Below are 20,532 nucleotides of genomic sequence, written 5' to 3' on the forward strand. Positions count from 1 at the left end.
AAATAGACTTTGGCGGTCTTCAGGCATTATTTTGGTTCTTAAGAGTCCTTTGAGCGTTTCTAGGCGGTTTGAGTTCCCGCATCACCTTTTTATTGCAATATAAATACTTGCGGAATTGCTGTCTTAGCGTTCCAGATATTGAAATCTATTGGATATCAAATGAACAGATCTACACTTGCATACCCACACAAAAGAAGTAATACTAGATTATCTTCGCTCCCATCTAAGACCCATATTTCTTACAAGGAAAAAGAGAGAGATCTCTTGGTGTTTGAAGAAGAATTGATGGATCACTACAGTATGAACAGAAGTGATCTTCATAAGCATCTAATTCGTAATGCATACACCATGTTGAAAATGCCACAAGTTAGTTTCTAAGAGAAAATGGATAAGGCAATAAGAGAGCAGCACGAACAGAAGATCAACTATTTGCTTTCAAAAAGGAAGCACATAGAAGAAACATCTGGATATCGTGTTCACCCTGATCTCAAACTTGCCTATTCATGGATCAGCGATGAAATCAAACACTTGAAACAGAAAATATATGAGCAAGATCACTTGCAGTATGAGCAAAAAACTGAATGATTTATTGAACATAGAGGGGACTGGTAAATGACTTTTCGTGATTATGTTGAATTGCTCTACAAGGCATACCTGGAAGACCGTGAAATCATCAAGCGTCTAAGGGACAAGATGAAAGACGGTTCTTACCTGCAGGACTTGGAGGATGACCCTGGTCTTCAAGACTGGGATCAGATCAACCCAAGAGCAATAGATCCCAGGCGGAGAGGGCGATCTAAATATCACCCCAATCCAATCGATCCTCAACAAGGTGTCAGGGTCTTTGAAAGTAGAATCAAAAGAGCAGCAAGAAAAATATTAGATGCAGTCAAGCGAAGACATAGGTATGGATATCAAGATTACAAGTAAAAATACAGAAAATAATCTCAAACAGATCCTCGCAAAGACTGACTTCCTGAATTTGGAGCAGTATCTAGAAGCAAGGACAGCAGCAGATCTCAAACTGCTCAAGCAGAACAAGAGGTTGATGCTGTGATCAACTTCAGAGAGTTTCTTGATCTATGTGAGGACTACAACCCAAACGCTGAGTTCGTGATCTTCAATAAGAAGACAAGGGCAGTCCTTGGAACAGCAAGAGGATTTGATCAGGCAAAGACCAAGGCAAGCAGCATCAGGAAGCAGCGTGGTCTGAAGTTTGATGATGTCTCGTTCATGACCAGCAGAAGGTTCTATGCAAAGGGTGCTGGTGCCCCTTCAGGAGGTCGAAGAATTGAATATTCGCCTCGTTATAACCCCAGCAAAAGAACCCGTTTCAAAGGCGTCTGGGACGCTCAGGGGAACTTCCACGACCTGGATTGAGGCTTGCGTCCCCTGTGTTGGTGTAAATCCCTGGGGACCTCAACCCCGGCGTAGCCGGGGTTGAGCGCGCACCTCAGACGTTCCGCTCAGCGGCCAGCGTTGCAAGGGGTGGGCAGGCCCGTGACCCTGGTTTGAGCACTACCTCAACCAGACGAACCATGCCCACGTCCAATCGTGCCGCAATTGAGCTGGCGCCGCTACTGGATGGCAGCAGCGCCGGTGAGCTGATCCCCGAGCTGGTGCGCCACGGCCTGCAGCAGCTGATCGAGCTGGAGGTCGCTGCCGTGCTCGGCGCAGAGCGCCATGAGCGCAGCGAGGAGCGGCTCGGCTACCGCAACGGCTACCTGCCCGATGTCAACTACGTAGGCGGGTCGCGTCAATTACGTAGGCGGGTTACCCCGGGTCCTCCCCCTGCCATGGCAGGGGGAGGCGACAGCGAAAAGTGAGCCACCCTGGCCCGGTCCTCTGCCATGGAGTCTGAGGTGGTCTGGCTTTTCTGGACAGGCCCCATCGTTAACCTCTGAGGCGGGGTACCGCCCCTGAAAGGGGCTCCCACCGATGAGCAAGCGCCGCACCCACAGCCCCGAGTTCAAGGCCAGGGTCGCCATGGAGGCGATCAGTGGCCGCAAGACGATCCAGGAGATCGCCGCCGACCACGCCATCCACCCGATCCAGGTGAGCCAGTGGAAGCGGCAGCTCCTGGACGGTGCCAGCGAGCTCTTCACCCGAGGCAAGAAGACCAAGGACAAGGAGGAGGGGCAGGCCAAGGAGGCGGAGCTGTTCCAGCAGATCGGACGGCTGCAGATGGAGCTGGAGTGGCTCAAAAAAAAGTCTCAACTGCTCTGATGCCCGTGAACTGCGCAAGCTGGTCGATCACGACCACCCCGAGCTCAGCATCAGCAGGCAGTGTGCGCTGCTGGGGCTGCCTCGATCCACGCTGTACTACCGGCCGACACCGGTCCGTGTATCGACGCTGCGGATCATGGCCAGGATCGATGCTCTCTACCTGGAGGATCCCTGCAGCGGCAGCCGCCGGATGGTGGACTATCTGGCCCAAGATGGTATCCCGATCAGCCGAGATCGAGTGCGAAACCTCATGCGGCGCATGGGATTACGGGCGATCTACCAGAAGCCCCGGACGACGGTTCCAGGTGATCCGTCCGTGCGGTTCCCCTGCCTGGTGGACCTCACGCAGGTCACGTCGGTGGATCAGGTCTGGGCGACCGACATCACCTACATCCCTCTGCAGAAAGGGTTCCTCTATCTGGTGGCGATCATGGATCTCCATTCCAGGCATGTGCTCAGCTGGAGGCTCTCCAACAGCCTTGACACGAAGTTCTGTCTGGAGGCCCTGGAGATGGCCTTGGGAGGCGGCCGTAGGCCAGAGATCTTCCACTCCGATCAAGGCTGTCAGTTCACGTCCGCTGACTTTGTGGCCAGACTCAAAGGGGAGCGGATCCAGATCAGCTGGTCCGGCAGAAAGCGGTGCTACGACAACATCCTTGTTGAACGGCTGTGGAGGACTGTCAAGTACGAGGAGGTCTACCTACGGGCATACAGCGATGGCTGGGACGCTGAAATCAGCCTGGCCCGCTTCCTGTGGCGGTATTGCCATGTAAGACCTCACAGTTCCCTTGGAGGCAAAACTCCCCACGCGGTCTACACTGAGGCCGAACCATGTTCCACCCGTCCTGGGTTAACGATGTCAGGGGCCGGAACTGTCCAATAAAAGGCACCCACCTCAGCCGGGATCTTCTGATCGGCCCCAGGCGTCAAGCCCGTTGGCCGGTGCTCTTGCTGCTGTCCCGCCTGAGCGCTGCAGCGGAGCGCACGAGCCGGCGGACCCCACGGTCCGACGGCAGCGCGGAGCTCATCACCGGCACCTGGCGCCAGGGGTTGGCTTGTGGTTGGCGGGTAATTGACGCCTGGTCGCGGCGACGAATCAGCCTGCGCTGGAGCGGTCAATCCGCCGTGCCCGTTTGCGGCGGTAGCTCTCGCCATTGATCTGAATCAGCGTGCTGTGGTCCACCAGCCGGTCCACCGCTGCCACGGTCATGGCGCTGGTGGAGAAGACGTTCTCCCACTCGCTGAACGGCTGGTTACTGGTCACCAACAGGGATCTGCGCTCGTAGCGGTGCATCACCAGCTCGAACAGCACCGAGGTCTCGGCCTCGTCCTTGCGGACGTAGCCGATGTCATCGATCACCAGCAGGGCAAAGCGATCCAGTCGGGTCAGGGCCTTAGCCAGGGCGTAATCGGCTTTGGCGCGCTGCAGCTCCTGCACCAGCGTGGTGGCGGAGAAAAACCGCGCCGTGCGGTCCAGGGCGATCAGGCTGCGGCAGATGCCTGCTGCCAGGTGGGTTTTGCCCACACCGCTGGGACCGAATAGCAGCAGGTTCTCGGCCCGATCCAGCCAGCCGGTGTCGTGGGCGAGCTGCTCGATCTGAGGACGCTCAAGATCCGGGATGGCGTTCCAGTCGTAGTCCGCCAGGGTCTTGGGGACCGGCAGCTGGGCCTCATGCAACAGCCGCCGTTGACGGGCTTGATGCCGCTGCTGGTGTTCCTGCTCTGCCAGCACATAGAGGTAGCTGGCTGGACTCCAGCCAGCGGCTGTGGCCTGCTGCTCGGCCGCCTGCCACTGGCTGCGGAACTGGGGCAGTTTCAACTGTTTCAACACCGATGGCAGAGCCGTTTCCAGTGCCGGCCTGCTCGGGGGTTCCAACCAGGAGTTCGTCATAGCTGCTGAGGGTGTGTTCGGGGATGTCGAGCTGGGGCATGGCCGCCAGGCCCCGGGGGGGCCGCAGGCCGTAGTGATCGCGCAGGGCCGTGAGGTTCAGCTCACCGCGGCGGAGCTGACGCCGCAGATACCGCTCCACACCGGCCAGATCGTCCGTCCGGGCAGCGACATGGAGGGCGTCCACCATGACCTTGGCGGCCTCATCCGGCGGCAGGGCCGCCAAAAGCAAGCGCCACAACTGACGCCAGGTCTCTCCGGGGAGCAGGTCGGACTGCAGCTGGGCACGCAGCAGCGCCCGGGGTTTGCGGCGCAGACTCTCGATCACGTGGCGGAAATCGATCCGCCGCAACGGCCCGCTTTCTCCCGCTCGCCGATGCAACCGTGGCAGGGTCTCCACGAACTTGCTGCGCAGGAACAGATCCAGCCGGTCATGGCGCAAGTGCACCGTCAGCTGCTGGCCGATCAGCCGCGAGGGGACGCTGTAGGTGACCGAGCGCACCTCGATCGTGCTGGTGCTCCGCACCCGCGCCACCACCGGCTCGTAGTCGGCAAAGCGCTCCACCGGCAGGGGCTGGAGATGCAGCTGCTCAATCTCCAGGTTCCCCTGCACCTGGTAGCGGCTGTTGAGCGTGTTGGTGACCTGGGCGACGAGCTGCCGGTAGTCGGCCTCGGTGGCGAAATCACGGCTGCCGCGCTGGATCAGCTGCTGCTCCAGCCGATGTTTCCAGTGCCGGTGCGGGCCCTCGATCGCGCCGTTCTCGTGGGCAACGCCGCGGTTGTTGCGGGTGGCGATCACCCCCAGGTGGGCGCACAGCTCGCGGTAACGGCTCGTGTAATCGCCGGCGTAGCTGCCGTCGCGGTTGCGGAAGCAAGCACTCAGGCTGTCGGTGCGGTGCTCCGCCGGCACCCCACCGCAAAGAGCGAGAGCGTTTTGCAGGGCCTCGGATAGGGCGACAAAGCTTTCGCCGCCGTGGATCACCGCCACATGGCACCAGCCCGAATAGGGCAGGCGGAAGTGGAACAGCCGGTGCTCCAGCACCTCCCCCGCCACGGTGATCGGCTCACCTTTGAGCAACGTGAAATCCGAGATCCCCAGTACACCGGCCCGGTGCTGCTGCAGGAACATCACCTCCTGGGCCGGGCCGTGCAGGGCCCGCCACTGCTCGACGCGGCGCTGCAGGGTCCGCTTGCGCCGGTACCACTCCTCGCCAGGCCTGAGCTGTTCCAGGTGAAGCAGCAGGGTCTGGGGTTCCAGTTGCGGCGCCTTCTCAAGCATCGGCACCAGCACGCTCTCCCAGACCTCGGCCAGGGGATCGGCTCGGGTGCGCCAATGGCGACCCCGCTGCTGCTGTTGCCCCTCGGGCTGCAGCTCACCCCGATCGATCCGTTGCGCGCTGCGCACCGAAATCCCCGCCGCATCAGCCGCCACCTGTTGGCTGAGCCCATTGGCCCGTTTTGCCATGTACCGCTCCTTGATCCGCAACGACAGAGGGGCGGGCATGGCAGGGCTCCAGACCGGAATCGGAACCCTGTTGTCGCGTCCTGAGACCCGCCTATGTAGTTGCGCGGACCCGCCTACCTAATCGTCGCCGGACAGGCTACCGGCCGCGCACCCTGGCCACCCAGGTGGGGGACATCGATCTCCGCATCCCCAAACTGCGCTCCGGCAGCCACCTGCCCTCGATCCTGGAGCCGCGCCGCCGTGTGGACCAGGCCCTCTACGGCGTGGTGATGGAGGCCTATGTCGGCGGCATCTCAACGCGCAAGGTCGACGCCCTGGTGGCCGCCCTGGGAGTCCAGAGCGGCATCTCCAAATCTCAGGTGAGCCGCATCTGCGCTGACATCGACATCCAGGTGCAGGCCTTCCTGAACCGCCCCCTTGAGGCCACCGGCTACGCCTACCTGTACCTCGATGCCACCTATCTCCACGGGCGTCTCGGCAAGGCGATGCAGGTCTGCTCCAGGGCTGTGGTGGTGGCCATGGGCGTCAATGCCGATGGTCGCCGCGAGCTGCTCGGCATCAAGGTGGGCGACAGCGAAACCGAGAGCTTCTGGAGCGAGTTCATTGGCTCGCTCAAGGAGCGCGGCCTCACTGGGGTCAAGCTCGTGATCAGCGACGCGCACGTGGGCCTCACCAAGGCGATCCGGCGGATGCTGCAGGGCAGCTGCTGGCAGCGCTGCAGGGTCCATTTCGCCAGAAACCTGCTCCAACGGGTGCCCAAGGCCCACCAAGGCATGGTCACCGCTGCCTTGCGCTCGGTGTTCGCCCAGGAGAAAACGGACGAAATCGAGGCCCGCTGGGACGATCTGGCCAGCTCACTGGTGGATCGCTTCCCCAAGGCTGCTGAGCTCATGCTGCACGCCCGGGAAGACGTGCTCGCCTTCCGTCACTTCCCGCCTCAACACTGGAAAAAGACTTGGAGCACCAACCTGCTCGAGCGCCTCAATGAGGAGATCAAACGCCGCACTCGGGTGGTTGGCATCTTCCCGAATGACGCCTCGATCACCCGCTTGGTGGGGGCTGTGCTGCTGGAGCAGGACGAGCACTGGCAGCTGGAGGGCCGGCGCATGTTCTCCGCCGAGAGCATGGCCGCCATCCCCTCACTGGCGGAGCTGCCCACGCAGCCTTCCTTGCAAGAAGCAGCGGCCTGAGCCTCAGGCCCCAGGAGATCGCGCCGTAGCGCCCCCACAGGGCGCAGCGGCGGCGATCACCGCCCGGGGGCCGGCACCGCAGACGTCACGACCAAGATTGCAGGTGTAGCCCACAACCGATCGGCAATCCAGACGAAAGACTTGACAAGTCAATCGTCTGGATTCATCGTGAAATAACGAGGTGCACATGCGCCTCGAGAATGACAGCCCGTCATTCACCCCTGTTCTCCCTCAGTCCAGGGCAATCGGGCCTCGGGATTTACACCACGCCAAGGGACGCGGCCGGATTGAGGTCGTCGTGAATCACCTGCTTTTGAGGGCGAGATCACTGCGCCTACACCCCACTGACGTTCTCTTTACAAGAGTCGCTCCAAAAGTCCGAAAGACCCATCAGGCGTCCTTGCTTGATTCAGTTTCTTGAGAAGGAGTTGTTAAAGGTCAGCGACTGGAGTTGTCTTTAATGCATCTCTTCTCACTCCTTCCATCTGATGCAACTGACTGAGTTGTATCGAGAAGGGGGGCGTTGAAAGGGGTCAGCACATCCCAGGTTGAAGACCCATAAAGTCCCTTTAAAAGTAGCTGGGAATTGGCGACTGCAGAGAAGCAGAGGCGTTAACATTTGCCTGATAGGACTATTCGCAACGTCTGTTTTACATAGAAGCGCAGATGCCTAATTGTTTATGCCCTTTTTCGTTTGGGTGTCCATCAATGCGGAAAAAATGCCTTGCATCAAGAGGGCAGTCTCGCAAGTCTTTGACTGAGATGTCTTTATGGAGGGAATTAAGAAATTCGCGGAGATCCGTGCTTCTTCTCGCCTTTACTTCAGATGAACCTTCTAACTCGCGGTCATTTTTAGTTGGCAAAATGATTAAAGATACATTCTTGGCGCCATATGTTGAGGCAATAGAATGCATTGCGGAAATGCTTTTGTCTATGATTTCATGCCTGCCACTACTGCCACTACTGCCACTACTGCTGCTATTGTTGCGGTAATCAATCAATTGTTTCAACTTAAACTTGAGTTTGTCTTTTAGAATTGTAAGGACCGGATAAATGCCGAAATCATATTTGCTGTTTGCAAATGCGATTAGTTCTTTTGGGGTAAATTCTTCAGGGTGATGCCACCACGTCGCAGAGTCTCCACACCGCCTTGATTCGTACATTGAGCAGGTGAGATTAGAGATCATAGGTCTGCGGGGTCTATAAATATCATCGGGAATAATTGCGACTATCGCCTTCTTTGCCCCCAGTTCTTTGTGGGCATAATCCAATGAATCTTTCATTCCTTCTACGCCATAACCTGCAACCGATGCATTGATGGAGTTATACCCTTGATCACATAGTCTCTTTTGGATTCTTCCCGCCCAAGAGGAGTTTGAACCCTGACCTTCTGTAAATGAATCACCGGTAATAGCAACCAAATTACTTCCTTCGTTGCCAGTATTGCATTCGTATGTGACTCGGAATCCATTTCTATCAGTTTTAAACCCATAACTGTATTCAAGGACGTCGCCATAAACAGCAGAATGACGCAAGTAGGAATTAGGTGTGTACCGCCTTATGCCTGAACCTGACGAATCAAGTCTTCCACCGGAGAGTAGCATTACTCTTGCGTTATCCTTGGGAAACTTGGCAAAACGCAAATACTGATCTGTGCCTACAATGGGAACAGATATCGCTATTGCCATGATTAAAAGATTTGCAATCCTAGTGCTTTCTCTCATCAGAAAATTGAGTAAATAAATGGAGCAACTACCGAACCCTGTGTGAACACAATCAGTGCCCCCATCAGCACAATCGTGATGATTAATGGTGTCAACCAATACTTCTTACGGACTTTCAGAAAATCCCAGATGTCTTTGACTAGGTCGAGAAATGCTTCCATGATTTAAAAGATGCGGGTGAGGTCAGTTTGGTGGTCTTGTCGGTTTTCTCTGTAGGTCTTCTCTCCTTTTCGTCGTCTTCTTAATGGGTCATATCCTGTGAGGCGCATGATATATGCGATTGGTTGTAGAACAAGAATGAAGACCAGTCCAAGAATGATGTGACTATTAATCCATCCAAGGGCATGTCCAAGTGCCATCCAACCTTTGTATGGATAGTGGAGCAGTCGAGGTGCTGCGAGACCAAGAATCAGTCCTGGAATTCCTACCCATAGAGTCCATGCTCTAAATTCATGCCCGAAAAGTGAAGGCAGTAACCAACCGATGAGGATGGGAAATCCGAGTCCGATAAGCAGACCAAAGTCTCGAAGTTGTTTTTTAGAGATTGTTTCTTTCATGATTAATCGAGTTCAAACTCCTGCATCCAGGTTTCATCTTTTTCGACCTTTGGTTGCTCGCTTTTGTAGAGGATCTGGTTTTGAAGAACTAGTATGTCCATTTCTGTCCGCATAAAACACCTGTAAGCATCTTGAGGAGTGCAAACGATTGGTTCACCTCTGACATTAAATGAAGTGTTGACGATTGTCGGGCAACCAGCCTTTTGCTTGAAAGCATTGATCAGATTGTAATAGCGAGGATTTGTATTGTTGCTGACCGTTTGAACTCTTGCTGAGTAATCGACATGCGTAATGGCAGGAAGTGATGACCTTGGAATATTCAGTTTATCAATTCCAAAGAGTTTGTCTTCTTCTTCTGTCATTTTCCTGCAGAGTTCTTTTTTGACCGGAGCAACTAGGAGCATATAGGGACTCTTCGCATTCATCTCGAATTGGTTGCTGACGTCTTCTTCAAGGACTGATGGAGCAAAAGGTCTAAAACTCTCTCGGTACTTGATTTTGAGGTTCATTACGCTCTGCATTTTCTGATTGCGTGGATCCCCGATGATGGAGCGCCCACCTAGTGCTCTTGGACCAAACTCCATCGGACCATTGAACCAACCAATCACATGACCTTTCTCAAGTTCTTCTGCTAGGCGTTCAAATAACTCAGGATCACTATGAGTGTGGAATGGCGCATTGATCTGCCTTAGATACTTGGTTATCTCATCGTTGCTGAAGTCAGGACCCAAGTAGGTTCCTTTCATGGCGTCGTTAGTGTTGACGACTCTCTCTTCTTCTTGATGTTGATGCCATCCAACCAAGGCGGCACCTAGTGCTGAACCTGCATCACCACTGGCAGGTTGGATCCAGATGTCATCAAAGATCTTCTCTTGAAGAATCTTGCCGTTGGCAACGCAGTTGAGCGCAACACCACCAGCGAGACATAGATTCTTGATGCCTGTCTCTTCTCTAAGTGACTTTGCCAGTTTGAGGACGATCTCCTCTGTCACAACCTGGATTGATGCCGCCAGGTCCATATGGAACTGGGTGAGTTCCGTTTCAACCTTGCGTGGTGGTCGACCAAAAAGTTTGTGGAACCTCCTTCCTGTCATGCGGAATCCACGGTGGTACTTGAAGTAACTAATGTCGAGGCGGAATGTCCCATCATCTTTGATGTCAATCAGGTTTTCCTTGATCTGATCGACGTATCTGGGTTCTCCATAAGGAGCAAGACCCATCAGTTTATATTCGCCAGAATTGACCTTGAATCCGCAGTAGTAGGTGAATGCTGAGTAAAGAAGACCCAGGGAGTGAGGAAAACTGATTTCCCAAAGGGGTTTGATGTCCTTACCCTTGCCAACCCATGCAGAGGTAGTTGCCCACTCACCTACGCCGTCCATGCAAAGGATCACTGACTCCTCAAACGGACTTGGGTAAAAGGCGGCAGCAGCGTGCGAGAGATGGTGCTCTGAAAAAAGAAGATTGGGAATATATGTTGAATCGGTACCGAACGATTCTTGAACCTCTTTGAGGTTCTTCTTGAGTTCAGTCTTTAAAAATAGTTTTTCTTTTAACCAAACTTGCATTGCCGCCACAAAAGACCTGCCTCCCCTTGGTGCTGCACCCAAATAAGTCTCCAGAAGACGTTCAAAGGTGAGTAGAGGTTTTTCGTAGTAAACAACCTCTTTAACGTCCGCAAGATTAATTCCCTGTGACTTCAGGCAATAAGAAACTGCATTCTTGGGGAAGCGCGAATCATGCTTCTTTCTAGAAAATCGTTCTTCTTGTGCTGCGGCAACGATTTCACCGTTTTTCAGTAGTGCTGCAGCACTGTCATGGTAATAGCAAGATAATCCAAGAATATATTGATCCATTTGAAAGTAATTGGTGAATATGCTGGAGGTGCTGGAGGTGCTGGAGGTGCTGGAGGTGCTGGAGGTGCTGGAGTTTGGTTGATTATACCTTGGAATCGCTCTCAATCTCTTGTGGACCTCTTTTAAGACCGTTGTGAACTGAGGTGGGTGCCTTTTATTGGACAGTTCCGGCCCCTGACATCGTTAACCCAGGACGGGTGGAACATGGTTCGGCCTCAGTGTAGACCGCGTGGGGAGTTTTGCCTCCAAGGGAACTGTGAGGTCTTACATGGCAATACCGCCACAGGAAGCGGGCCAGGCTGATTTCAGCGTCCCAGCCATCGCTGTATGCCCGTAGGTAGACCTCCTCGTACTTGACAGTCCTCCACAGCCGTTCAACAAGGATGTTGTCGTAGCACCGCTTTCTGCCGGACCAGCTGATCTGGATCCGCTCCCCTTTGAGTCTGGCCACAAAGTCAGCGGACGTGAACTGACAGCCTTGATCGGAGTGGAAGATCTCTGGCCTACGGCCGCCTCCCAAGGCCATCTCCAGGGCCTCCAGACAGAACTTCGTGTCAAGGCTGTTGGAGAGCCTCCAGCTGAGCACATGCCTGGAATGGAGATCCATGATCGCCACCAGATAGAGGAACCCTTTCTGCAGAGGGATGTAGGTGATGTCGGTCGCCCAGACCTGATCCACCGACGTGACCTGCGTGAGGTCCACCAGGCAGGGGAACCGCACGGACGGATCACCTGGAACCGTCGTCCGGGGCTTCTGGTAGATCGCCCGTAATCCCATGCGCCGCATGAGGTTTCGCACTCGATCTCGGCTGATCGGGATACCATCTTGGGCCAGATAGTCCACCATCCGGCGGCTGCCGCTGCAGGGATCCTCCAGGTAGAGAGCATCGATCCTGGCCATGATCCGCAGCGTCGATACACGGACCGGTGTCGGCCGGTAGTACAGCGTGGATCGAGGCAGCCCCAGCAGCGCACACTGCCTGCTGATGCTGAGCTCGGGGTGGTCGTGATCGACCAGCTTGCGCAGTTCACAGGCATCAGAGCAGTTGAGACTTTTTTTTGAGCCACTCCAGCTCCATCTGCAGCCGTCCGATCTGCTGGAACAGCTCCGCCTCCTTGGCCTGCCCCTCCTCCTTGTCCTTGGTCTTCTTGCCTCGGGTGAAGAGCTCGCTGGCACCGTCCAGGAGCTGCCGCTTCCACTGGCTCACCTGGATCGGGTGGATGGCGTGGTCGGCGGCGATCTCCTGGATCGTCTTGCGGCCACTGATCGCCTCCATGGCGACCCTGGCCTTGAACTCGGGGCTGTGGGTGCGGCGCTTGCTCATCGGTGGGAGCCCCTTTCAGGGGCGGTACCCCGCCTCAGAGGTTAACGATGGGGCCTGTCCAGAAAAGCCAGACCACCTCAAACCCGCGTTGGGGCAAGGTTTATTTGTTTCATGCATAGACAATTGTCTTGATAAGACTCCTTCTATGAAGTGTTTAAGTCCACTTCTTTGGTCCTTTATTGTTAGATGATTTCTTGTTTTTAGTGATTCGATGCGTTGCGGCGGTTGATCACGCATTTGCCATCTAGATCTGGATGTCGACTTTGTTGCTGTTTCTCTTGCGCTGGTAGTCCATTTTCGCTTCGGATGCCTTTTCCAGATTTGGTTGACTTCTTTTGCGGAAGGGATTTTTTGCAGGTTGAGCTTCTGGTCTTTTTCGTGTCCAGCAGGCATACGGAAGTGCTGGGTGATCAGGGCGTTATTGGATTCCTTGCTGGCGTCCCAAGGCTTGGTGTAAATCCCCCGGCACCCCCACCCCGGCGTAGCCGGGGTGGGCCGCGCACCTCAGGTGGCTGGCCCAGCGGCTGGCGTTGCAAGGGGTGGGCAGGCCCGTTTCCCTGGTTCGAGAACCACCTCAACCTGACGAACCATGTCGAGTCACCCCGGGGAACTTCCCCCCGAGGTGCTCACAGAACCGTACGTGACACTCTCGCGTCATACGGCTCCCATCATCCACATGCCACTTCACTGACTCGACGCCAGTGCGCGAACAGATCACGATGTCCAGACCTGATCCTGGCAAGTACTCGCCAGCTTTGGAGCCGACGACCCCGCAGCCTTTTGTACTTCTGCCGTAACCAGGCTGCAATTCTGTCATCCAGGTAGCGATACAACTTCCTGATCAGTTCTGTCCTATAGAAACGACCGTAGTACTGAATCCAGCCACGAATCACTGGATTCAGCACTTTAGCGATCTCCTCAAGCGACAGATACACGAGCGATGGAAGCCCTATCGACCTAATCCTCTCCCGCATACGCTGGAGAGCCTGCGGACTCACTGCCGGCAAAAAGCCTGTGTAGATGACTCCGCGAGAATTGCGAGACACACGTGGCCGAAACGCGAAACCAAGAAACGTGAACGTGACATCAGCAAACGGTGCCCGGCGGTTGCTATCCCTGCAGTAGACCACCTGGGTCTTCTGGGGATGAAGCTGGAGGCCACAGGACGCAAAGCGATCCTGCAATGCCTCCAGCAACCGCCGAGCTTCCTTCTCGCTGTGGCAATGACAGATCACATCATCTGCATAGCGCTCAAAGGCAATGGCCGGGTGGCTCCGGCGCATCCACACATCAAACGCATAGTGCAGGAACAGATTGGCCAGCAGTGGACTGATGACACCACCTTGCGGTGTGCCCCGGTCCCTGGGATGGAGCGTGCCATCCGGCAACAGAACCGGTGCCTGCAGCCATCGTTGCAGGTAGAGCACCACCCAGCGCTCGGAGGTATGGGCCTTGATCGCGCGCATCAACAGGTCGTGATCGATAGCATCGAAAAACCCCTTGATGTCGAGATCGAGAACCCAGTTGGACCTCCAGCAGCGCTGACGGCAGACCTCTACTGCCTGATGCGCTGACTTGCCCGGTCTGTAGCCGTAGGAATCCTGATCAAAGATCAGCTCCAGCTCTGGCTCCAGCACCTGCTTGACCACCATCTGTGCGATGCGATCAGCAACCGTCGGGATACCCAGCGGCCTGACGCCTCCACCGGATTTGGGAATCTCCACACGCCGAACTGGTGGCGGAAGATAACTTCCTGATGCCATCCGATTCCAGAGTTTGTAGAGATTATTCTCCAGATCCTTGTTGAAGTCGTCCAGGCTTTGGCCATCCACACCGGCCGCCTGTCCGTTCCGTTTCACCTGTTGATAGGCCTTCCAGACCATCACCTTGGTAATCGGTAGCGGCTTGTCTGTTGTCATCCCATTCCTCCTGCCGTAGGCAGTTGATGGGAGACTCCAAACGGGATGATGCAACCCCTTGGCTCCGAGTCCGTTACAGACCCATCATCGCTACTACGGGTTGCTCCGCCCCTGCCACAGACATCGGTATTGACCCTCATGGTGGTGACCACTTGGGATGTTCCCTTGGCATTCCATGGCAGGTTCTCACGTTCCGCATCAGGGCCTGCGATGAGCTCGTGCCGTCTATACGCCGGCTGCCGTGTGGTCCATAGACAGGCTCTGTCCACACTGATCCAGGAGATTTGGGCCGCCTCCCGTTTTGGCAGCGTCTGAAATAGATATCGGCGCGTCATCAACGGTTCGCTTGCGCTCACCTTCTCGTCGCACACCTGACGGATCCAGTCCGCCGTTTCCCCGTCGCTCACCACCACGTCTTTTGAACGCAGCAGCACGGGGTGGTTTGGTACCAGCCCCTGCAGGCCGATCCCGGGAGGCCACACTCCCATCCCCGATGCAGTTTCATCAGCCTTGGCTTTCACCTGCTGACTCGTGACACACGCCCAAGACTTACTGTGCCGCACCCGACCTCGCGCCGCTACTGGATGGCAGCACTGCCGGTGAGTTGATCCCCGAGCTGGCCCGTTACGGCCTGCAGCAGCTGATCGAGCTGGAGGTCGCTGCCGTGCTGGGTGCCGACCGCCACGAGCGCACCGAGGAGCGGCTCGGCTATCGCAACGGTTACCGGCCCCGCAGTCTGACCACCCAGGTAGGCGACATCGACCTGCTGATCCCCAAACTGCGGGCTGGCAGCTTCCTGCCCTCGATCCTCGAGCCCCGTCGCCGGGTGGAGCAGGCCCTCTACGGCGTGATCATGGAGGCCTACATCTGTGGGGTCTCCACCCGCAAGGTGGATGCCCTGGTCGCCGCCCTGGGATCCCAGAGCGGTATCTCCAAATCCCAGGTCAGTCGCATCTGCCAGGACATCGACGAGCAGGTTCAGGCGTTTCTGAACCGGCCCCTGCAGGAGTCCGGCTACGCCTACGTCTACCTGGATGCCACCTACCTCCACGGCCGGCTGGGCAAGGCCCTGCAGGTCTGCTCAAGGGCCGTCGTCGTCGCCATGGGGGTCAACGCCGATGGTCGCCGTGAGCTGCTGGGCCTCAAGGTGGGCGACAGCGAGAGCGAGGGCTTCTGGAGTGAGTTCCTCGCCTCGCTCAAAGAGCGCGGCCTGACTGGCGTCAAGCTGGTGATCTCCGACGCCCACGTGGGCCTCACCAAGGCCATCAGGCGCCAGCTGCAGGGCTGTGTGTGGCAGCGCTGCCGCGTCCACTTCGCCCGCAACCTTCTCCAGCGCGTCCCCAAAGCCCACCAGGGCATGGTCACCGCCGCCCTGCGCTCGGTGTTCGCTCAGGAGGATGCCGGAGAGATCCTCAGCCGCTGGGATGACCTGGCCGCCTCGCTGGCGGAGCGCTTCCCCAAGGCCACCGAGCTCATGAACGAGGCCAGAGAGGACGTGCTGGCCTTCCGTCACTTCCCGCAGCCTCACTGGAAGAAGGTCTGGAGCACCAACCTGCTGGAGCGGGTCAACGAGGAGATCAAGCGCCGCACCCGCGTCGTCGGCATCTTCCCCAACGACGCGTCGATCACCCGCCTGGTGGGCGCGGTGCTGCTGGAGCAGCACGAGCATTGGCAGCTGGAAGGCCGCCGCATGTTCTCCGCCGAAAGCATGGCTGCCATCCCGGAGCTGGAGGATCTGCCGGCCCTGCTCAGCGCCGCCGCCGCAGAGGTGCAAGACGCAGGCCCCAGGTGATTGAGGTGGCAGCGCCCCCACAGGGCGCAGCGGCCTCGATCGCCGCCCGGGGGCCGGCGCTGTAACCCCTGGGCTGCATAGAAGACTCCTGCCGCTCACAACACAGCCGCGATCAGACGAGAGACTTGACAAGTCAATCGTCTTGTTTCATCGTGGAAGAACGAGGTGCATCTGCACCTCAGGAATGACAGCCCGTCATTCCACCCTGTTCACCCTCTGAGTCAGGGCATTCGGGCCTCGGGTTTTACACCACGCAAAGGGACGCGGCCGATTCCTTTCTGCTGTTCGTAAACCCTTGGGTTCCTCCAACACCCTCGGTTTTGGAGTGGATCCCCCGATTTGACCGCTTAGCGCGTTCGCAAACCCCGTTCGGTTGGTTTTCTGTATAGTGTTCTCGTAAGGCAGTGCCTTTCCGAACGATGGGACGAAGAATCGGTTACGCAAGGTGCTCCACCGCGCACCAATCCACCGACTCGCAGGTGGACGACCTCAAGGCAGCGGGGTGCGAGGAGGCTGGTTGACCGACACAAGTGCGAGACCCGTTGCAACAGAACGGGTCTCACCTGATTGGGTGGGCAGGTAGCCATGAGAGCGTGGGGCTACGAAACCAATCCAAGTCCCCGTGGCATCCCGTGCCCAGCTCCATGGTGAGCTGATCGCCTTTCTCCGTCAACACTGCCCTGTTCGCGACCAGCGTCATCTCGTGCTCCTGGGCTGGATGGTGGCCGGCCTGCTGCTGAGTGAGACGGTCTGTTTCGATCACTGGAAGACCCGTCTTCCATTGGGGCGTTGCCTGGCATCGAGCTGGCAACGGCGCTGTCAGAGCGCTGGCTGAGCAACAGCAGGATCGATCCTGAGAGCCTCTATGGCCCACTGATTCTCTGGGCGATCCAGGGCTGGCACAAGCCAGACCAGGCCTTGCATCTAGCGCTTGACACCACCATGCTCTGGAACCGGATCTGCGTGGTGGTGGTCTCGGTCGTCTGCCATGGCCGAGCCATTCCGCTGCTCTGGCAAGCCCTGGAACACCCCAGTGCCAGCGTCAGTGCAGCGGTCTCGATTGCTCTGCTGGAGAAAGCCGATCGGTGGCTCGCTGGGTTCGGGGCGATCACGCTGCTGGCCGATCGCGCCTTCCCCTGCGCTGAACTGCTCGGCTGGCTGGAGAACAAGCCTGGCTGGACCTATGTGATGCGGCTGCCTGGAGACACCGAGATCCACGGCACCGCAGCACCTCTGGGCTGCCAGGTCAGGCGGCTGCGCCTGCGCCGCGGACAATGCCGCGGCTTCCGGAATATCCGCCTCTGGGCTGATGGCAGTCACAGCGCCAACTTGGTGTTGGCCCATCCCACCGGCCTGGCCGTGGAAGAGCCCTGGTACCTGATCAGTAACGCAAAGCCCTCTCTGGATCTGGTCTGGAGCTACGGCCGGCGCTTCTGCTGTGAGCAGCTGTTCCGAGACCAAAAGTCCGGAGTCTTCCAGCTGGAGGACAGCGGCCTGCGGAACCCGCAGCGACTGGATCGGCTGCTCGTGGTGATCGCAATCGCTGTGCTGGCCGGGAGTCTGCAGGGCTATGCCCTCAGCCTGGCGGGGCTCAGGCGAGAGGTGGATCCGCACTGGAAACGGGGCATGAGCTTTCTGCGCCTTGGCCTGAGGACCCTGCAGATGCTCGCCTCCGATACCACGGCCAGGTTGATGGCCTGGCTGCCGATTCCACTCCAGGAGCTGGAGCCCTGCATCCCCAGCCGCAGGAGCAGACGAACACAAGCCCAGGCTTGGTTCTCACGGATTGAACTACCGCGGCAACCGCGATCAACTCACCGGCAAACGCTGCAGCTGGCTGTCGCGTGAATCTCGCGGATGAGATGTGTCGGGCAGCCAGGCGAGGAGGTGTTCTTTGAGAAGGTCAGTAGCACCACCACCCTCGACAAGCGGCATCAACTCCGCGCCTGCCTGTCCATGCTCCGCGAGCAGGACCAGTTGGTTGTCGCCAAGTTGGATCGCCTTGGGCGTTCCCAGGTCGAGGTCATAAATCGCCTGAATGACCTCCAGCAGCAGGGCATCCATGTGAAGACCCTTGATGGTCTGATCGACACTCAGGCGCTGGGGAAGATGGCACCCCTTGTCGTTGGTCTCCTGACTGGTCTCTCTGAGGTCGAGCGATCGCTCATCCAAGAGCGCACCCGCGAGTCCGTTGAGCACCGCAGGAAGACGGGCGGAAACCTCGGGGGGAGACCAAGGACCAATGCCAAGAAGGAGTCCCTGGTCCTTCGTTTGCGGAAGGAGGGCGAGTCCTACAGGTCAATCAAGGAGCAGACGGGTCTTGCTCTGGCGACCATTACCCGAATCGTCAAAGAGCAGGAGGTCGCTTCGTGAGGTTCCTGCTGGTGGCGCTGCTCCTTTTCCCTGTGCCCTTGCTTGCCCAGATGAAGTTCGTTCTCCAATACCAGGATCAGTTCGGCAAATGGCATCGCTACCAGGAGAAGCACAACGAGGGCGATGCCTACAGGACTGCCAAGGCGCGAGCAAAGGCGACAGGGAAGCGTTTCAGGATCGTTGATGGGGATGGTCGCTTGATCGACCTTGTTGACCCTTGAAGGGCGCTCTGGCGGTTAGGAGCCTGCTGAAAAAGCCCAGAGGCCGTCATGCCTTGGGCCTGTCCTTTTGGCGCAGCGCCCGTGAACACTGGGCTCGAAGTCAGGCGTTCTCGGGCTGAATGGCCCTTGACGGGGTTTTTCAGCAAACTCTTAGTCGTGTTGCTTGGGAGGTCCTGCTTGCCCGAGGCGCGAGCGCATAAGTGTTGTTGGATGTGTTGTGGGAATACGAACTTGAGCGTCCTGCGACGCCAAGAACCATTGCCATGACTCAGTGGTCATGCTTAGGAGTTTGCTGAAAAACCAACCCACGAGCCAGTTTTCCACAGGCATCAGTGGATTTCCGGCTCAAAAAGACGGATCGGCGGCTATCAGAGCCGCAAACAGCCCGATTTCGGCATCGTTGGCCTCTCTGCAAGGCATTGGTTGAGGCCTATTGGGCACACCTCTGGACAACGGGCTGTTCATGCCGCCTCCATCGCGGGCTTGAGCAGGTTGCCCAGGCGGATCAGGTTGTAGGCGATCACATGCAGGCCAAACACGGCGCCGACCTTCTCGGTACCGCGCAGTTTGAACTGGCGCAGCCCTCCGAACGCCTTGATCCAACCAAACACCTTTTCGATCCCCCGGCGGGCGTTGATCGATTTGGAGTAGCCCACGTGACGGGTGGTGCGGCCATCAATGGCTGAGCCACCGCTGCGGGCCGTGTTCTGGGCCACGTGGGGCGTGACACCGATCCGCCGCATCTCAGCGACAAACCCTTTGGTGTCGTAGTTCTTGTCGGCGCCGACGGTCTTCTGGTGGGCACCGGTGAGGTCTGCTGCCATCTCTTTGGCGGCATCCCGCTCACCGGTGCCCGTGGCCTGGGTGACGCGGCAATCGACGATCAGGTCGTGGCGGTTGTCCATGAGGACATGGCCCCGATAGCTCAGCTGCGCTGGATGGGCATTCGATTTCCGGGCCAGCCGTGCCTCAGGATCGGTGCTGGAGCGGTGGGTCTCGTTGCTGAGCTTGATGCCGCGAAAGTCCCCTTTGGCGCGCTTCTTTCCCTCTTTGGGAGCACCGAATCCTTCGCCAGGACCTGTGGGCGGAGGCGGAGGATCCTCCTGGCCATCGATCCGCTCCAAGGAAGCGTGTGACGCCCAGGCCTGGAGCAACGTGCCGTCCACCGAAAAGTGCTCGTCACTGAGCAGCGGTTTGACCTCGGGTGCTCCCATCAGCTTCTCCAGGAACAGCCCCATGACGTCGTCAGTGAGGAGCCGATCACGATTCTTGGTGAATGTGGTCGGATGCCAGATCGCATCGTCAGGGCTCAAGCCCACAAACCAGCGGAACAGCAGGTTGTAGTGGACCTGCTCCAGCAGCAGCCTCTCGGAGCGGATGCCGTAGAACGCCTGCAACAACGAGGCCAGCAGCAGCTGCTCTGGCGGCACCGATGGTCTCCCTTCTGAGGCATACAACCTGCAGAAGGTGGGATTGAGTCGATCGAGGGCCTGATCCGCCAGCTTGCGAATCCGCCTGAGTGGATGGCTGGTCGGGATCCGCTCCTCGATCGAGACGTAGGAGAACAAGGAGCCGCTGCGCTCCTGCTGACCTCGCATCAAACCTGGGGCAGTTGCCCTATTTTCGCAGAGGCGGCGGGGTTTTTCAGCAAACTCTTAGAGCGACTCTCACCCTCTCCGTTTTGACAGGATCCCAAGGGATCCGCGGAAATCCCAAAACCCCTGCAGGGCAGGCGATCTGAGCTTTTGGGTTGTTCGGGCAGGTCCGGGGAAAACCGGCTACAGCCGCTGCGGATGACGGTATTTTTGACGGTATAGCCAGCCGGGTCCGGGTCTATACCGTCACTTGGCTTGCTGAACCGCCGAAATCCTCTCCTGCGCCAGCGTTTCGGCGCTGTCCGCCATGCTCAGTGACAAGGCGATCCAGGCCCTGCGGCCCGACGCGGAACGGCCGGGCACTAAGAGTTTGCGGAAAAACCACCTGAGAAGCCGCTTTT

General features: G+C 57.6%; 20 protein-coding genes and 2 pseudogenes. 12 read left to right on the forward strand and 10 right to left on the reverse strand.

Annotated elements, in window-relative coordinates; translation table 11 throughout:
- The first annotated feature begins 384 nt into the window (after window positions 1–384).
- The 6 genes from H8F26_RS11640 to H8F26_RS11660 all read left to right on the forward strand — a co-directional run bounded on the left by H8F26_RS11640 (window position 385) and on the right by H8F26_RS11660 (window position 3,109).
- Complete coding sequence (locus tag H8F26_RS11640; RefSeq protein ID WP_197154057.1) at window positions 385–585, forward strand: hypothetical protein; 201 nt, start codon at window positions 385–387, stop codon at window positions 583–585.
- Window positions 586–612: 27 nt separating this feature from the next.
- Entirely contained in the window at window positions 613–930 is a 318-nt protein-coding gene (locus H8F26_RS11645; protein ID WP_197154058.1) for a hypothetical protein, read from the forward strand.
- A gap of 123 nt (window positions 931–1,053) precedes the next feature.
- Entirely contained in the window at window positions 1,054–1,380 is a 327-nt protein-coding gene (locus tag H8F26_RS11650; protein WP_197154059.1) for a hypothetical protein, read from the forward strand.
- 158 nt (window positions 1,381–1,538) lie between these two features.
- Window positions 1,539–1,826, forward strand: a complete 288-nt coding sequence (locus H8F26_RS20160) for a transposase (protein ID WP_370594618.1) — start codon at window positions 1,539–1,541, stop codon at window positions 1,824–1,826.
- 112 nt (window positions 1,827–1,938) lie between these two features.
- The gene (locus H8F26_RS19425; RefSeq protein ID WP_231597691.1) at window positions 1,939–2,226 is read left to right on the forward strand and encodes a transposase; all 288 of its coding nucleotides are present in this window, start codon (window positions 1,939–1,941) and stop codon (window positions 2,224–2,226) included.
- A gap of 49 nt (window positions 2,227–2,275) precedes the next feature.
- On the forward strand, window positions 2,276–3,109 hold the full coding sequence (locus tag H8F26_RS11660; protein WP_231598221.1) for an IS3 family transposase: 834 nt from the start codon (window positions 2,276–2,278) through the stop codon (window positions 3,107–3,109).
- Between the two features lie 213 nt (window positions 3,110–3,322).
- Here H8F26_RS11660 and istB read toward each other — a convergent pair whose 3' ends face one another.
- Window positions 3,323–4,117, reverse strand: coding sequence for an IS21-like element helper ATPase IstB (gene istB / locus H8F26_RS11665; RefSeq protein ID WP_231597868.1), 795 nt, complete (start codon window positions 4,115–4,117; stop codon window positions 3,323–3,325).
- 622 nt (window positions 4,118–4,739) lie between these two features.
- Window positions 4,740–5,618, reverse strand: a pseudogene (gene istA / locus H8F26_RS19430) (IS21 family transposase); the annotation flags it as partial.
- 125 nt (window positions 5,619–5,743) lie between these two features.
- Here istA and H8F26_RS11675 point away from each other — a divergent pair.
- Window positions 5,744–6,769 carry an IS256 family transposase gene (locus H8F26_RS11675; protein WP_231605159.1) on the forward strand — a complete coding sequence of 342 codons (1,026 nt, stop codon included), beginning with the start codon at window positions 5,744–5,746 and terminating at the stop codon, window positions 6,767–6,769.
- A gap of 650 nt (window positions 6,770–7,419) precedes the next feature.
- Here H8F26_RS11675 and H8F26_RS11680 read toward each other — a convergent pair.
- The 7 genes from H8F26_RS11680 to ltrA form a co-directional block, all read right to left on the reverse strand.
- Window positions 7,420–8,493: a hypothetical protein gene (locus H8F26_RS11680; protein ID WP_197154060.1), complete on the reverse strand. Its 1,074-nt coding sequence runs from the start codon at window positions 8,491–8,493 to the stop codon at window positions 7,420–7,422.
- Window positions 8,493–8,654, reverse strand: a complete 162-nt coding sequence (locus tag H8F26_RS11685; RefSeq protein WP_197154061.1) for a DUF5989 family protein — start codon at window positions 8,652–8,654, stop codon at window positions 8,493–8,495. The genes H8F26_RS11680 and H8F26_RS11685 overlap by 1 nt, the downstream gene beginning before the upstream one ends.
- Before the next feature lie 3 nt (window positions 8,655–8,657).
- Complete coding sequence (locus H8F26_RS11690) at window positions 8,658–9,050, reverse strand: SxtJ family membrane protein (protein ID WP_197154062.1); 393 nt, start codon at window positions 9,048–9,050, stop codon at window positions 8,658–8,660.
- Between the two features lie 2 nt (window positions 9,051–9,052).
- Window positions 9,053–10,906 carry a carbamoyltransferase gene (locus tag H8F26_RS11695; RefSeq protein WP_197159174.1) on the reverse strand — a complete coding sequence of 618 codons (1,854 nt, stop codon included), beginning with the start codon at window positions 10,904–10,906 and terminating at the stop codon, window positions 9,053–9,055.
- A 154-nt stretch (window positions 10,907–11,060) separates the two neighbouring features.
- The gene (locus tag H8F26_RS11700) at window positions 11,061–11,933 is read right to left on the reverse strand and encodes an IS3 family transposase (protein WP_231598222.1); all 873 of its coding nucleotides are present in this window, start codon (window positions 11,931–11,933) and stop codon (window positions 11,061–11,063) included.
- A gap of 10 nt (window positions 11,934–11,943) precedes the next feature.
- Window positions 11,944–12,231: a transposase gene (locus H8F26_RS19435; protein WP_231597691.1), complete on the reverse strand. Its 288-nt coding sequence runs from the start codon at window positions 12,229–12,231 to the stop codon at window positions 11,944–11,946.
- Between the two features lie 668 nt (window positions 12,232–12,899).
- Window positions 12,900–14,150 (reverse strand): group II intron reverse transcriptase/maturase, encoded by a 1,251-nt coding sequence (gene ltrA, locus H8F26_RS11705; protein ID WP_231597922.1) that lies wholly within the window; start codon window positions 14,148–14,150, stop codon window positions 12,900–12,902.
- 580 nt (window positions 14,151–14,730) lie between these two features.
- On the opposite strand from ltrA, the gene H8F26_RS11710 reads away from it, so the two are divergent.
- The 5 genes and pseudogenes from H8F26_RS11710 (at window position 14,731) to H8F26_RS11730 (ending at window position 18,536) form a co-directional block, all read left to right on the forward strand.
- Window positions 14,731–15,942 (forward strand): IS256 family transposase, encoded by a 1,212-nt coding sequence (locus H8F26_RS11710; protein WP_197158913.1) that lies wholly within the window; start codon window positions 14,731–14,733, stop codon window positions 15,940–15,942.
- Window positions 15,943–16,361: 419 nt separating this feature from the next.
- Window positions 16,362–16,463: a recombinase family protein gene (locus tag H8F26_RS11715; RefSeq protein WP_231605160.1), complete on the forward strand. Its 102-nt coding sequence runs from the start codon at window positions 16,362–16,364 to the stop codon at window positions 16,461–16,463.
- Between the two features lie 268 nt (window positions 16,464–16,731).
- A complete protein-coding gene (locus H8F26_RS11720; RefSeq protein ID WP_197154063.1) occupies window positions 16,732–17,790 on the forward strand; it encodes a transposase in 1,059 nt (352 codons plus the stop codon).
- A 36-nt stretch (window positions 17,791–17,826) separates the two neighbouring features.
- Window positions 17,827–18,315, forward strand: a pseudogene (locus tag H8F26_RS11725) (recombinase family protein); the annotation flags it as partial.
- Window positions 18,312–18,536, forward strand: a complete 225-nt coding sequence (locus H8F26_RS11730; RefSeq protein ID WP_197159364.1) for a hypothetical protein — start codon at window positions 18,312–18,314, stop codon at window positions 18,534–18,536. The pseudogene H8F26_RS11725 and the gene H8F26_RS11730, both read left to right, overlap by 4 nt.
- A 461-nt stretch (window positions 18,537–18,997) precedes the next feature.
- Here H8F26_RS11730 and H8F26_RS11735 read toward each other — a convergent pair whose 3' ends face one another.
- Entirely contained in the window at window positions 18,998–20,134 is a 1,137-nt protein-coding gene (locus H8F26_RS11735; RefSeq protein ID WP_197153730.1) for an IS5 family transposase, read from the reverse strand.
- Between the last annotated feature and the right edge of the window lie 398 nt (window positions 20,135–20,532).

Source organism: Synechococcus sp. CBW1006, from assembly GCF_015840525.1.
In the GTDB taxonomy this organism is placed as follows: domain Bacteria; phylum Cyanobacteriota; class Cyanobacteriia; order PCC-6307; family Cyanobiaceae; genus CBW1002.